Raw genomic sequence first — 12826 nt, 5'->3', positions numbered from 1 at the left:
CAGGATGTCAAGACCTGGTAAGGTTCTTCGCGTTGCTTCGAATTAAACCACATGCTCCACCGCTTGTGCGGGCCCCCGTCAATTCCTTTGAGTTTCAACCTTGCGGTCGTACTCCCCAGGCGGAGCGCTTAATGCGTTTGCTGCGGCACTGAGAACCGGAAAGTCCCCAACACCTAGCGCTCATCGTTTACGGCATGGACTACCAGGGTATCTAATCCTGTTCGCTACCCATGCTTTCGAGCCTCAGCGTCAGTTGCAGACCAGAGAGCCGCCTTCGCCACTGGTGTTCTTCCATATATCTACGCATTCCACCGCTACACATGGAGTTCCACTCTCCTCTTCTGCACTCAAGAATGACAGTTTCCGATGCAGTTCCACGGTTGAGCCGTGGGCTTTCACATCAGACTTATCATTCCGCCTGCGCTCGCTTTACGCCCAATAAATCCGGACAACGCTTGCCACCTACGTATTACCGCGGCTGCTGGCACGTAGTTAGCCGTGACTTTCTGGTTGATTACCGTCAAATAAAGACCAGTTACTGCCTCTATCCTTCTTCACCAACAACAGAGCTTTACGATCCGAAAACCTTCTTCACTCACGCGGCGTTGCTCCATCAGACTTGCGTCCATTGTGGAAGATTCCCTACTGCTGCCTCCCGTAGGAGTTTGGGCCGTGTCTCAGTCCCAATGTGGCCGATCAGTCTCTCAACTCGGCTACGCATCATTGCCTTGGTAGGCCTTTACCCCACCAACTAGCTAATGCGCCGCGGGCTCATCCTAAAGTGACAGCTTGCGCCGCCTTTCAAACTTGAATCATGCGATTCATGTTGTTATCCGGTATTAGCACCTGTTTCCAAGTGGTATCCCAGTCTTTAGGGCAGATTGCCCACGTGTTACTCACCCATCCGCCGCTAGCGTCCAACAAATCATCCCGAAGGAATCTTTGAATTCAGCTCGCTCGACTTGCATGTATTAGGCACGCCGCCAGCGTTCGTCCTGAGCCAGGATCAAACTCTCAATTTGAAAATTGAGCTCTTTTTAATCTGCTCCAGATTATTTGCTTGCGAATTGACTTCGCTTATTTGTTTGGATCAAACTTTGTTTGACCCGCACACTGCGAAACTTTGTTCAGTTTTCAAAGTACCAACTTGCGTCTTAGTGACGCAACGTTTTATATCTTACTCGCTTGTTTGATTCTTGTCAACAAGTTTTTGATATTTATTTTTGTCTTGTTTCAAGCACTTGGCTCGTTTCAAGACAAATAATACTTTACCTTCTTTTTATTCTTTCGTCAAATCGGCTAGTTTATTCGGTTTATTATGTGAACGCACGGCTTCGTTGTCATTTTTACTTTTTCTTTCTTTTGGCTTTTGGTTAATTTTATCTGGCTTAAACCGGAAGAAGCTGCTGTTTAGTTCGCTTTTAGGTCATTTTTACCGGAAAACTTTTTCAAAAAAATGTTATTTCCAGGTAAAAAAGAAAAACCGCGGATTAAATCCACGGTTTCTGCCTATCCCTTAACTTGTTTTCAGCTCTTCTTAAAGCCATTTTCCAGATAGCTGATCCGGCGGTCAAGCTGCTGCTTCAATTTGTCTAAGTCAACCTTCCTGCCGGCCTTGTAATCCGCTGCTCCTTCAGTAATACAGCTGATCATCGTTAAAAGCAGGGCGTGCAGGAGGAACTTCAAATCCCCTTGGTCCTGCAGATTGACTTTTTCCGCCATCTTTCCCAGTTCTTCCCGGCTGAGACAGTCAAGCGGGTCCATGGGATAATTGCCTGCCCGCGGATGCGGCAGATGCTGCTGGTAGAGCAGGTCGATCTGCCGGTAGAAAAACATCTTGTTTTCCCCGTAAAAAATTTCCTTAAGCCACAAAGGCAGGACTTTCCGAGCCATTTTTATCGGGTCATAGTCATATTCCTTCAGCTGCTGGTGGCTTTCCACCAGCATTTTCCGCTGAATCTGCTCACCCAGGTAAAAGTACACGTCTTCCTTGTCGTCAAAATACTGGTAAAAGCTCCCCCGGGGAATCCCCGCCGCCTTGATCAAGCGGTTGATTGAAGCTTCATCGAAGCTGTGGGTGAAAAATTCCTCCCGTGCCGCTGCCATAATCCGGTCCTGCTTTTCCTTAGGCAGGTTGAAAAAAGTCTGGCTGGGCATTGTTTACTCCTTCCGCAAAGCTTCAACTGGATCCAGCTTGGAAGCGTGGTTGGCTGGCAGGATCCCGGCGATCATGCTGATGACAATGCTGATGATCAGACCAGTCAAGGCATATTGCGGGGTCAAGCTGACCACGGCCGCCTTAAAGGCTGACTGGGTGAAGCTGTTGATCCCCTGGGCCAAAAGCCAGGTCAAAGCAATGCCGACAATCCCGGAAGCCAGGCCCAGCAAAAAGGCTTCGCTGGAGAAGATCCGCCGGATGTCCTTGCGCCGGGCACCCAGGGCCTTCATGACCCCGATTTCCTGAGTCCGTTCGACTACAGAGATGTTCAAGACAACCAGAATCATGATGGCTGAAACCAGCAAAGAAACTGCCGCGATCGCCGTCAGAACGTAAGTCAAAACGCTCAGGATGCTGTCAAACATTTCCGTCATTTGCTCCTGCATTGAGCCGGCAAAACCCTTGTCCTTGGCTGCCTGTTTGATGGAAGAAGTGTACTGCTTGTCAGTTGCCGTCAAGTAGACCACATTTGGCTTCAAGGTCAAGCCATTGTCTTTGAAAATCTTCTTCAGATCGCTGTAAGGCAAAAGCAGGGTGCTGACCTGGCCGGAGCCGGAAGCTTCATAAATCCCGACTACCTTGACCGTCTTGGTGATGGTCTTGGTCCCGATCTGCAAAGTCGCCTTGACCTTCTTGCCTAAAATCTTCTTGCTCAAGTTGTCGGCGCTGCCGCTGTCGATCATGACTTCGTTCTTTCCAGCCTTAGGCAGGCGGCCCTTCTTGATCTCTGACTTGGCGATCCCGTCATTGACCGTCTTGAGGTAGATCATGCTGGCCGTCTTCTTGCCATATTTCAGCTGGTTAGTCCCCAAGGAAATCGCGCTGTAGCCCTTCTGCAGCTTTTTGACATGAGAAATCTTCTCCAGCTTCTTCAAATCCTTCTTGCTAAAAGCCGAAGCGCTGCTGGTCCCGGACAAAGAGGCCATATTATTTTGCTGCTGCTTGGCCAAAGCTGCCTTGTCCCCTGTCTGCTGGGCCTGCATCCCCTGCTGGCGCATCTTCTGGCTGGAAGTCTTCTGGATTTCCGCCACCAAAGGGTTAGAGTAGGTGTTCATCTGCCCGCTGACGTAAGAGGTAACCCCTTTGCCCAGGCTGAGCATGAGAATCACGGACATGATCCCAATCCCCATCCCGGTTGAAACCAGGGCGTTGCGGCCGAACTTGGCCTTCATGTTCTTAAAAGCCAAAGAGATCGCCTTAAAGAGGCTCATCTGCTGGATCTTGACTTCAGTTCTCTTCTCCAGGTGGTGATCAAGCGGCTTCTGTTCCTGGTCACTGACGATCTGTCCCTGGTCGATCCGCAGAACCCGGCTGCAGTGGCTGGCCACCTTGTCTGAGTGGGTAACCATCAAAACCAGCTTGCCCGAAGCCGCGATATCTCTGATCATGTTCAAGATCACGTCAGTCGTGTCCGCGTCCAGGGCCCCAGTCGGTTCATCAGCGATGATCACGTCCGGGTCATTGGCCAAAGCCCGGGCAATGGCCACCCGCTGCTTCTGCCCGCCGGACAATTGGTCGGGCTTCTTGTGCATGTGATCCTTCAAGCCCACCTGGGTTAAAAGTTCTTCTGCCCGGTCGCGCCGCGTTTTTTCATCCGCGTTGGACAGGGTCATGGCAATTGACACGTTGTCGATCAAGTCTAGGTGGGGGATCAAGTTGAAGTTTTGAAAAATAAAACCGATTGATTTCTTATGGTAGTTGACCATTTCCTTCTGGGAAAAATCGCGCAGGTTCTTCCCTTCGTATAAAATAGCCCCTTCAAAGTCAGAGTCCAGGCCCCCGATCGTGTTCATCAAGGTCGACTTGCCTGACCCTGATTCCCCGACGATGGCGACCATTTCCCCGGCGTCAAATTTCGCATTGACCCCGCGCAGGGCCTCGTACTGGCCCCCGCCCGGCATCTTGTAGTACTTTTTGACGTCTTTTAATTCAAGAACAGTCATCTATCCGCTCCTTATACAAAAATATGACAACTTGTCATATGACATGTTGTCATAATAATCCCTCTCCCAGCTTCTGTCAAGCAAAATCAAAAAACATGACCCCGTATTTCGGTTAAAATGATGGTAGAATGACTTAATTCCAGTAAAAACAGAAGGGGACAAGCATGACTGAACTTTTTCCTAAAGAACTGGCTGAGCTGACAGCTTTAAAAAATGACATGGCCAAATACCGGCCCTTGAGCAAAGAACAAGTTGACCTGCTGAACCAAGACATCCGCTTGGAACACGTCTGGACCTCAAACGCTCTTGAAGGCAGTACGCTTACCAGGTATGAGACCGACTCCATCATCAATGCCGGCATTACCATCCATGGCAAATCTTTGACTGAAACCCTTGAAGCCGTAAATTTGAGCCAAGCCTACGACTACATGATCGACTTGGCTACGCAAAAAGAGCCCCTGACCCAGGCCGTAGTCAGAGACTTGAACCGGCTAGCTACTTTGGAAACAGCCAAGAACAAAAATATGGCTGGTGTCTACCGGGTAGTAGAAGCATGGCCAAAAGGCAGAGAACATCTACACTACACAGCACCTTTTGAAATTAATTCAGCCATGGCTGACCTGATCGACTGGGCCCGAAGCGCGATAAAAACAGAGCATCCCGTCCAGTACGCGGCTGACCTGCACCGGAAATTTGTCAGCATTCATCCCTTCTCAGATGGCAACGGCCGGACCGCCCGCCTTTTGATGAACTTTGCTTTGACAGAGAGCGGCTACCCGGTAATCAACATCCAGCCCGACGCGAAATCCCGGGAGCAGTACATGCTAGCCTTAAGCGACTACCAGGAAAACGGCAACGAAGCCCCCTTCACCAAACTGGTAATTGACTACACCAGGGAAACTTTGGAGAAGCGGATCAAAATTCTCCGCGCCAACGAAATCGCCATTAAAGAAGCCGAAAACGACACCAACCTGCCTAGAAAAAATTAATCTGACCAAATCAAAAAACATGACCCCGGCAAGTTCCGAAGTCATGTTTTTTCACGTTCTTTAGCAGCTGGCGCCGTTTTGAATCTGTTCAGCGGTAAGTTCACTTGGCACGTAAACGTTGACGCCGACCGCGCTGTCGATCAGGCCGCTGCCGTCGCTCAAGGACAGCATCCCGTACTGTTCACCAACGCTCAAGCTGTCATCTAAGAAGCCCATTTCCGCCTGGCCCGTGTACAGGTCCAAACCCAAAGCGTTGTCGATCTTGATTTGGTAGTCCGGGTCAGCCTGGTCCAAAGCGACGAACTGGAAGTTGGCCCCGATCGTGCAAGTCCCGCCTTGCAGTGAGTACTTGTTTGACCCGTCATTCAAGGCCAGGAGCAAGACTGTCTTGTCTCCCCGCTTCTTTTGCAAAAATTCCCCAGCTTCCGGGCTGAAAGTCATTTTAACCATATTTGTTACCTCCCCATCGAACTCACTTATTTTTTGATAGTTTAAGTATAGCAAGTTTTTTCTCAGCAAAAATTGATCCAGGTCAATTTTCTTTGCCAAAAAGGCGGGAAAATGCTTAAGAATGTTATAATTTGCCTAAAAGCAGTGAGGAGGTAAGCCACATGACTAAAGTCAAATTCAACCTGGACGACGACCTGGCCATCCTGCTTGAATCCTACCAGGAGGAAAGCGGGACAGACAGGGACGCCATCATCAACCAGGCCATCAAGAATCTGCTGGTCAAAAAGCTGGGTAAAAAACGGATCGCCCAGCTGCTCAAGGACAGCGAAAACGGCAGCGACTACCAGCTGGAACAGTTCTTCAGCCGCTACGACTGGCTTGAATAGCAAACAAAAAAGCCCAATTCCACCAACATTGGAATCAGGCTCACACAGTGCGTGCCAAAGCAAACCACATATTAAGGGCTGCTTTCGCTACCGGAGAAAACAGCCTAAGCATTTGACACAAGATAGATTATATACTCAAACTGGCTTTCGGACAATCTTTTCAGCCCGAAAGCTTATTTTTTTAGTTTTGCCAGGACGTCTTTGTTAGTTAAAGCCACCGTCGGCAGCTTTTTCTTTTTCCGCCAGGCCTGGGTCAAGTAGTAGTCGTTGATCGCGTACTCAGGTTCCGTGTACTTCTGCTCCATAAACGGCTTGACGGCCTGGTCAACGGCCAGCCAGCCGTTCCAGCCCAGGTGGATGGTGTCTTCCATGAAGTACTTCTTCTTGCCGTCCTTGGACAGGTCGTAGATGTTGTCAAAGCCCTGACTGATCAGCTGGTGCTTGATCTTAGTCGTGGCCGTGTTGTACATCTTCTGTGACAAGCCAGTGTACTTCTGCCACTTGGCGTTAACCGGCGGAATAATGAAGAGGACCTGGGTCTTGTCCTTGGCGAACTGGTTTAAAAGCAGCTCGAAGTCGGAGTATTCCGGAGATTCAACATAGTTGAACTTCTTCTGGCTCCCCTTCAGTTTCTTGAGCAGCTTGGCGTTCAGGCGCTTTTTGTAAAAACCGGTCCGGATGCCAAAAGGATTGCCCTTGGTATTCTTCTTGGCTTCCTTCTCTGAGGCCTTCTTCAAGCCCGCGTAAGAGTAAGTGTCCGGCAACTTCTTCCCCTGTTGCTCGATCTTTGGCAGGCGGTCGCGCAATTGCAGGGAGGTGAAAAAGCTGTCTTCATTGGAATACATCCGCCGCCGCCAGCGGAGGTAGTAGCGCTCATTCTTAGAGATCCCTACCCCAGCCGCGATTTCCAAAAGGGCGTGGTTGATCACGTGCTCGCTCTTCACGCTCGGCATCTGCAACAGACGGCGGGCCGCGTAGCGGTCAGCTTCCGTGTCCTTGGCGTTCAAAATGAAGTCGCTGGCGTGCAGAGGCGAGTAGTAAAGACCGAAGGCATCCGGGTTCTGCCCCTGGGCGGTAAACCACTGCGGCGAAATGATCACCACGGCCTTCTTGCTTGGCGCGTCCTGCATCCCCAAGTACTGGGCCAGAGACTGGCTGCCCGCTCCCCCAAGCAGGAAAGGCGTGTAGGAACGCTTGTACTTGGTGGCCAGGACAGTCGGGTGCATGTTGTCAAAACGCGACAATTCACTTGACCCATAGAAAGGCACGTAGCCCTGCTTATAGGCCTTCTGCCGCATGGCCTTGCCCTTGAAGACCGTCGTGGTCTGCGAAGCGGCTGCCTGGAAGAGGCTGCCCGCTGAGAAGGTCCGCTCCCAAGGCAGGGAGAAGATCCCGATCAGCAAGAGTGCCGCGCAGATGACTGGCCCAAAGATCAGCCAAAGTTTTGTCTTATTCTTCATCTTGCAGTTTCTTCACCTGTTCAACCAGCTTGTTTGGGGTGTTCCAGTCGTCGCGGTTGAATTCAGAAACCGGAACGGTGATGTCGAAGGTTTCCTGCAGGGTCAAGAGCATCTGCACAGTGGACATGGAGTCCATGATCCCGCTCTCGTAGAGTTCTTGGTCCATGTTGTCTGAGAAGTCTTCACCAGTTGCTTCAGCTAAAATGTCAACGATTTGCTTTTGAATATCCATGATTTTCCTCTTTCTTTTTCAATCTATTTCTCTAGATCTGTTTCTTTTTCTGTTTTGTTTTCTGTTGATTTTTTTAAAAATTACTTGCCCAGCGGCACATTGAACCACAGGTTGTTCAAAAAGCCTGAGAAGATCAAGAAGCTGAGGCAGACCACGTGGAAGGTCACGAAAATCGCCACTGCTTCAGTGAACTTGTTGTGCTTGACAAGCTTGTGCTTCTTCTTGAAGCGGAGCCAGATGTCATTGATGATGATGGCCAGGGCGTGGTAAAGACCGTAGACGATGTAGTACCAGGTCAGACCATGCCAGACCGCCATCACCATGAAGTTGACCAGGTAGGCCACCTGGGAAAGCCGGTTCCGGTTCTTGATCAAGCGCTTCTTCATCGCGAAGAAGGTGAAGCGCATGAAGATGAAGTCTCTGAACCAGAAGGACAGAGTCATGTGCCAGCGGTTCCAGAATTCCTTGATGTTGTGGGCCGCGAAAGGCTTGTTGAAGTTCATCGGCGTGTGGATGCCCATAAAGTAGGAAATCGACACGGCGAAGAGGGAGTAGCCCGCGAAGTCAAAGAACAGGTACATTGAGTAGCAGTACATGACCCCTAAGAGCCACCAGGACAGGTGCAGGGGATGCATCCGCCCGGCCAGGATGGCCTGCTGCTCAAGATATGGCAGGCAGTAGGTCCCGAAGAACCAGCCCAAAAGGAACTTGTACAAAAAGCCCTGGAAAAGGTATCTGACCGCGTAAGAGAGATCCTTGATGTAGTCTTCCCTTTTTGGCGCCTTGTCATAGTCCTTGACGAAGCGGCGGTAGCGGTCGATCGGGCCGCTGGAGATGGTCGGGAAGAACAAAAGGAAGCGGGCGTACATTACCGGATCAACCTTTTTAATCGTCCCGTCGCGCAGCTCCATGACCACCTGGACCGTCTTAAAGGTCAGATAGGAGATCCCTAAGAAGCCTAAGTCGATCCCCTGCTTGTGGGGAATGACCGGCCAGATTTTGACCGCCGCCAAAGGCAGGATGGCCAGGATCACGGCCAGGCAGAAGACCCAGGTCTTGTTGGCCTTCCCCGTCTTCTGCCTGTAATGCTGGTAGGCAAAAGTCACCAGGAACTGGTAGACAATGTAGCAGATCAAGGTTACCCCCTGCTGCCACTTGTCCGCGTCGAAGATGAGGAAGATGAAAGCCAAAGAAACCAGGGCTTCGTACCACTTATAGCGCTTGCCGAAGTAAAGGCCAATGATCAGAGGCAAAAGCGCGACCAGCAGGTAGGCAAAGTACTGCGGGTTTTCATATGGTTGCAGATTTATCACGCCTGGTTAACCTCCTTGATGACCGCCTTGATGTCGACCTTCCCGTTCTGGGAGATCGGCAGGGCCTCTTGGTAAAGGTAGCGCTGCGGGATCATGTACGGCATCACGTCCTTGGCCAGGCCGTCTCTGATCTGCTTGGTGATTTCCCCTTCATCGTACTTGCGGCTGACCCCGTCGTTTAATTCGATCACGGCCACCAATTGCTTGATCGTGTGGTCAGGCTTGTAGATCGGGGCGGCAACCGCGTGGCGGATCAAAGGGTTCTGGTTCATGTAGAAGTTGATTTCTTCCAGTTCGATCCGGTAGCCGTTGAACTTGATCTGGAAACCGATCCGGCCCTTGTAGAAGAGCAGGTCCCCGTCAAAGTAGCCCACGTCCCCGGTCCGGTAGTGCTGCACGCCGTCTTCTTTGTAGAAGGCTTCTTCAGTCTTCTCCGGGTTGTTGATGTAGGCCTTGGAGACTGACGGGCCGGCGATGATCATTTCCCCGCTCTTGCCGTCATCACCCTGTTTGAGGTCGATGGTGATTTCCGTGTCTTCCTTAACGTAGCCGATTGGCAGGCGGTCGTATTTTTCCAGAATTTCCGGGGTGATCTCCACTTGGGTGACCGCCACGGTGGCTTCAGTTGGCCCGTAGGTGTTAAAAATCCGGCTGTCCGGGAACCGCTTCTTGAGCATTTCAACTTCCTTGCGGGGCAGTTCTTCCCCGCAGAAGAGGAAGTGGCTGAGGCCGGCGTGGTGGCTGGAAGCAAAAGTCCGGTCCAGGAAGCACATTTGAGCAAAGGACGGAGTTGATACCCAGACGTTTACGTCGATTTCCGGCAGGGCCTTGAAGAGCTGGGCAAAGTTTTCCGTCACTTCGTGCGGCAAAACGACCAGTTCCCCGCCGCTCAACAGGGCCGGGTAGATGCTCATGACTGACAGGTCAAAGGAGTAAGGGGCCTGGGCCAAGAAGCGCGGATGCTCCGGCAGGTCAAAGTCCTTCAGTTCCCAGTCAACGAAGCTGACCAGGTTGTCGTGGCTGATCTGAACCCCCTTGGGCTTACCGGTCGTCCCGGAAGTACAAATGATGTAGAAGTTTTCGTCGCCCTTGACGTAGTCTGCTTCGTCAGCTTGCCCTTCTTCCGGAACGTCGTCTGGCGTCAGCAGGGTCAAGTCGCCCAAGTCAACTTCTGGCAATTCGCTGATGGCGATCAAGACCGGAGAAGCTGAGACTTCTCTGACCAGGTCGATTCTCTCAGCGTTAGAATAGTCCGCGATTGGCACGTAGCAGTGCCCGCTCTTTACACAACCTAAAAAGCAAGCCAGCATGTCAAAAGTCTGCCCGCCCCAAATCATGACGGGTACCTTGGCCGCTGCCTTTTCCTTTAACAAGGCGGCCCAGGCGTTAGCCCGCTTGAGCAAGTCAGCGTAGGTGTTCTTTTGACCCAGGTAGTCGTAAACTACCCGGTCTGGTTCTCTTTGCGCGATCTCATCGATCGTCTTGACAATATTTCTCATTTCCATTTCCACTCAACTTTCCTAAAATTCATTGTAAATAAAGCCGGTTGAACCCAAGCCACAATATTCATACAGATAAACCAAGCCTAATAAAATGAGGCTGTAAAGCAAGGTTCGCAGAATAAAGGACCGGATGATCTTCCCCCGGCTGGCTGGTGTCTTGTTTTCCATCAAGCTCATCTCCTCTTCTTTTTCACCAGGTCTGCTATCCCAACAGAATGAAACAACACAACTCACTTACGTGATTACAGTAAACTGTAACACATTATTCATATTTCGTTCACAGTCTTCTGACATTTTACCATTTCTTAAAGTATTAAAAAATACAAAAAGCAACATTTTCCCGTTATTTTTTTGCAAAAAGCTATTTAAGCCCGGCCTTGCGCTCCTGGCTGTAGCAAAACAACAGCGGAATCGAGGGCAGAAAGCCAACGAAGAACATGGCAATCAAGCTCATCCGCAAGACATAGCTTGGTGAATGCCACTTGTCCAGCTTGGCGGTCGCCAACACGTAGGCCGCGTACAAAACGACCAGGGCCAGGCCCCACAAGAAGCTGGCGTAGTGGGTGACCTGGTAGAGGTAGAGCAGGCCGCTGGCCGGAAGCAAGCAGGACCAGCCGGAAATCCGCACGTCGATGATGATTTTTTTGGCAAGTTTACTATCCATGTATAATATTGTCTCCTTTATTTGTATTTGCTGTCTGTTAATTATTGTCCAGCAGGGCGTCGATATTGACCGACAAGGTCCGGTCCATGACCGTGATATCCTGGCGGGCATACTTGCTGGAGGCCGATTCAAAAAGGCAGAGCAGCTGGCCCTTGTAGACCGTGATCTGCTCTAAGTACGGCGGCATTCTGACCACCTGCTCGGCGTTTGACTCGTCGAGGTTGTTCACGGCCGTGATCGGGAAGATGTAGAGCTTGGAATCCTTGCTTCCATATGACTGGCTGAGGAAGATCTTGTCCCCGTAGATGGCCAGACCCTGGATCTGCTTGTTCATGCTGGCCGTCCCGTCCGGGTCAGACCAGGAAACGGACTCGTTGATGCTGGAAATCTCACTGGTGGTGATGGTGTTTTTGTACTGGCCGGACCGGGCAAGCTTGTAGCTGGCAACCTTGCCGTGGCCATTTTCATTGAAGTAGCCGACAAAGAGCTGGTCATCGTAATAAGTCAGAGCTGAAGCCTTGGCGATTGAGTTGATCGGAATCTCATGGTCATAAACAAGTTGATCGCTGGTCTTGGCGCTGGCCACGTATTCAATCAATTTGGCCAAGGAAAAAGACATCAAGGCCGACTGCCCGTCCTTTGACCCGGTCAGCCAGATCTGCATCCCTTCAGGGTCATAGGCGATCCCGCCCAAGTGCTGGCGGCCGGGCAAGCGGACCGTTTTTAAAAACTTCCCCGTCTTTTTGTCCAAAACATAAATGACCGAGGCATGCCGGTGCTGGCCGTCATAGGCCGTGATCAGCAGATACTTGTAGACCACGGCGATCCCCTGGGGAGTCATGGCGTTAGTCGCGCTGATCTTTTTAGCCTGGTAGTCATAACTCCGCGTCGAGATCAAACCTGGAATGACCACGTCCTGGCCCACCGTCGTCCTTTTCGGGGTCTGGTAGGCGGCCTGGTAGACAAAGCTGTAATTGTCCCTAATCGCCTTTCGGTAAGCCCTCAGCTTGTGCCAGGCCGGACTGGTGCTGGTCCCGTCCTTGGCCTTGGTCACCTTGGGCCGAGCCGCCAGCATGGCCTGCTTCATCTGCCACTTGCTGTAAGTCGGGTAGGCCCAGTAGTAGCCCCAGGCCGCCAGACCAGCCAGCAGGATAAGGTTAAAAATCAGCAGGCGCAGCTTCCGGCGGAAGTGATGCTTCTTCCGGCTGACCAGCTTTTTTCCGCTTTTTCTATCTTTTTTACCCATTGGCCCTCCTTTCAGCCTCTTTTCTGCAAGTTTTTCCACTAAAAAAGAAAATTCCCCTCTATCTTAACAAGCCTGGCCAGGGGCGAAGCAATTTTTTTGGCTTTTTTTGAACTTTTTTGCCAAACGTCATACTTTGTTCACATTTCCAGTATAATATAATAGCTGTAACAAGCGAGAGCTTGTTACTACACTCAACTTTTTGTTTTTCATTCATACTCCTCCAAAGTAAATGAAAAATATCGACTGACTCCATAGTCGATTCATATCTATCCCTTTCGGCTCACGTGCGTTGCGTGAGCTTTTTTGTTGCCTTGACAGGCCTTTTTCGTTCTTTATAGATCCGCAAGCAATTCTTTACTCTTTGTTAAGGAATTCCAAACCCTTTATTGAGAATTACCCTGTATGATAAACAATGTAACGAGC

At 50.7% G+C, this 12826-nt stretch carries 12 protein-coding genes and 1 rRNA gene; 2 read left to right on the top strand and 11 right to left on the bottom strand.

What is annotated here, in order from left to right; genetic code table 11:
* The 3 genes from ACYVUV_RS11215 to ACYVUV_RS11205 form a co-directional block, all read right to left on the bottom strand.
* Positions 1–1022, bottom strand: a 16S ribosomal RNA gene (locus ACYVUV_RS11215); the annotation flags it as partial.
* Positions 1023–1527: 505 nt separating this feature from the next.
* Complete coding sequence (locus tag ACYVUV_RS11210) at positions 1528–2157, bottom strand: TetR/AcrR family transcriptional regulator (protein ID WP_439775180.1); 630 nt, start codon at positions 2155–2157, stop codon at positions 1528–1530.
* Positions 2158–2160: 3 nt separating this feature from the next.
* Positions 2161–4161, bottom strand: coding sequence for an ABC transporter ATP-binding protein/permease (locus tag ACYVUV_RS11205; RefSeq protein WP_439775181.1), 2001 nt, complete (start codon positions 4159–4161; stop codon positions 2161–2163).
* Between the two features lie 164 nt (positions 4162–4325).
* On the opposite strand from ACYVUV_RS11205, the gene ACYVUV_RS11200 reads away from it, so the two are divergent.
* Positions 4326–5150, top strand: coding sequence for a Fic family protein (locus tag ACYVUV_RS11200; protein WP_439775182.1), 825 nt, complete (start codon positions 4326–4328; stop codon positions 5148–5150).
* A gap of 60 nt (positions 5151–5210) precedes the next feature.
* Here ACYVUV_RS11200 and ACYVUV_RS11195 read toward each other — a convergent pair whose 3' ends face one another.
* The gene (locus tag ACYVUV_RS11195; RefSeq protein WP_439775183.1) at positions 5211–5600 is read right to left on the bottom strand and encodes an iron-sulfur cluster biosynthesis family protein; all 390 of its coding nucleotides are present in this window, start codon (positions 5598–5600) and stop codon (positions 5211–5213) included.
* A gap of 161 nt (positions 5601–5761) precedes the next feature.
* On the opposite strand from ACYVUV_RS11195, the gene ACYVUV_RS11190 reads away from it, so the two are divergent.
* Entirely contained in the window at positions 5762–5986 is a 225-nt protein-coding gene (locus ACYVUV_RS11190; protein ID WP_439775184.1) for a hypothetical protein, read from the top strand.
* A gap of 173 nt (positions 5987–6159) precedes the next feature.
* Here the strand turns inward: ACYVUV_RS11190 and dltD are convergent, their stop codons facing one another.
* The 7 genes from dltD to ACYVUV_RS11155 all read right to left on the bottom strand — a co-directional run bounded on the left by dltD (position 6160) and on the right by ACYVUV_RS11155 (position 12403).
* Positions 6160–7446, bottom strand: a complete 1287-nt coding sequence (dltD, locus tag ACYVUV_RS11185) for a D-alanyl-lipoteichoic acid biosynthesis protein DltD (RefSeq protein ID WP_439775185.1) — start codon at positions 7444–7446, stop codon at positions 6160–6162.
* Complete coding sequence (dltC, locus tag ACYVUV_RS11180) at positions 7436–7678, bottom strand: D-alanine--poly(phosphoribitol) ligase subunit DltC (protein ID WP_035162154.1); 243 nt, start codon at positions 7676–7678, stop codon at positions 7436–7438. The genes dltD and dltC overlap by 11 nt, the downstream gene beginning before the upstream one ends.
* An 80-nt stretch (positions 7679–7758) precedes the next feature.
* Positions 7759–8991 carry a D-alanyl-lipoteichoic acid biosynthesis protein DltB gene (gene dltB, locus ACYVUV_RS11175; protein WP_439775186.1) on the bottom strand — a complete coding sequence of 411 codons (1233 nt, stop codon included), beginning with the start codon at positions 8989–8991 and terminating at the stop codon, positions 7759–7761.
* On the bottom strand, positions 8988–10490 hold the full coding sequence (gene dltA / locus ACYVUV_RS11170; RefSeq protein WP_439775216.1) for a D-alanine--poly(phosphoribitol) ligase subunit DltA: 1503 nt from the start codon (positions 10488–10490) through the stop codon (positions 8988–8990). The genes dltB and dltA overlap by 4 nt, the downstream gene beginning before the upstream one ends.
* Before the next feature lie 21 nt (positions 10491–10511).
* Complete coding sequence (locus tag ACYVUV_RS11165; protein ID WP_439775187.1) at positions 10512–10661, bottom strand: teichoic acid D-Ala incorporation-associated protein DltX; 150 nt, start codon at positions 10659–10661, stop codon at positions 10512–10514.
* Positions 10662–10854: 193 nt separating this feature from the next.
* Positions 10855–11157: a hypothetical protein gene (locus ACYVUV_RS11160; RefSeq protein ID WP_439775188.1), complete on the bottom strand. Its 303-nt coding sequence runs from the start codon at positions 11155–11157 to the stop codon at positions 10855–10857.
* Between the two features lie 37 nt (positions 11158–11194).
* Positions 11195–12403 carry a YncE family protein gene (locus tag ACYVUV_RS11155; protein ID WP_439775189.1) on the bottom strand — a complete coding sequence of 403 codons (1209 nt, stop codon included), beginning with the start codon at positions 12401–12403 and terminating at the stop codon, positions 11195–11197.
* Positions 12404–12826: the final 423 nt, after the last annotated feature.

It is taken from the genome of Lactobacillus sp. WILCCON 0149 (assembly GCF_057197965.1).
Note: the sequence above shows the minus strand (reverse complement) of the source record. Positions and strands in the feature narration are given on the sequence as shown.

Bases quoted from the DNA above. Each gene is read 5' to 3' on its own strand.
- ACYVUV_RS11210 (WP_439775180.1), bottom strand. From the start codon at position 2,157: ATGCCCAGCCAGACTTTTTTCAACCTGCCTAAGGAAAAGCAGGACCGG.
- ACYVUV_RS11205 (WP_439775181.1), bottom strand. From the start codon at position 4,161: ATGACTGTTCTTGAATTAAAAGACGTCAAAAAGTACTACAAGATGCCG.
- ACYVUV_RS11200 (WP_439775182.1), top strand. From the start codon at position 4,326: ATGACTGAACTTTTTCCTAAAGAACTGGCTGAGCTGACAGCTTTAAAA.
- ACYVUV_RS11195 (WP_439775183.1), bottom strand. From the start codon at position 5,600: ATGGTTAAAATGACTTTCAGCCCGGAAGCTGGGGAATTTTTGCAAAAG.
- ACYVUV_RS11190 (WP_439775184.1), top strand. From the start codon at position 5,762: ATGACTAAAGTCAAATTCAACCTGGACGACGACCTGGCCATCCTGCTT.
- dltD (WP_439775185.1), bottom strand. From the start codon at position 7,446: ATGAAGAATAAGACAAAACTTTGGCTGATCTTTGGGCCAGTCATCTGC.
- dltC (WP_035162154.1), bottom strand. From the start codon at position 7,678: ATGGATATTCAAAAGCAAATCGTTGACATTTTAGCTGAAGCAACTGGT.
- dltA (WP_439775216.1), bottom strand. From the start codon at position 10,490: ATGAGAAATATTGTCAAGACGATCGATGAGATCGCGCAAAGAGAACCA.
- ACYVUV_RS11165 (WP_439775187.1), bottom strand. From the start codon at position 10,661: ATGGAAAACAAGACACCAGCCAGCCGGGGGAAGATCATCCGGTCCTTT.
- ACYVUV_RS11160 (WP_439775188.1), bottom strand. From the start codon at position 11,157: ATGGATAGTAAACTTGCCAAAAAAATCATCATCGACGTGCGGATTTCC.
- ACYVUV_RS11155 (WP_439775189.1), bottom strand. From the start codon at position 12,403: ATGGGTAAAAAAGATAGAAAAAGCGGAAAAAAGCTGGTCAGCCGGAAG.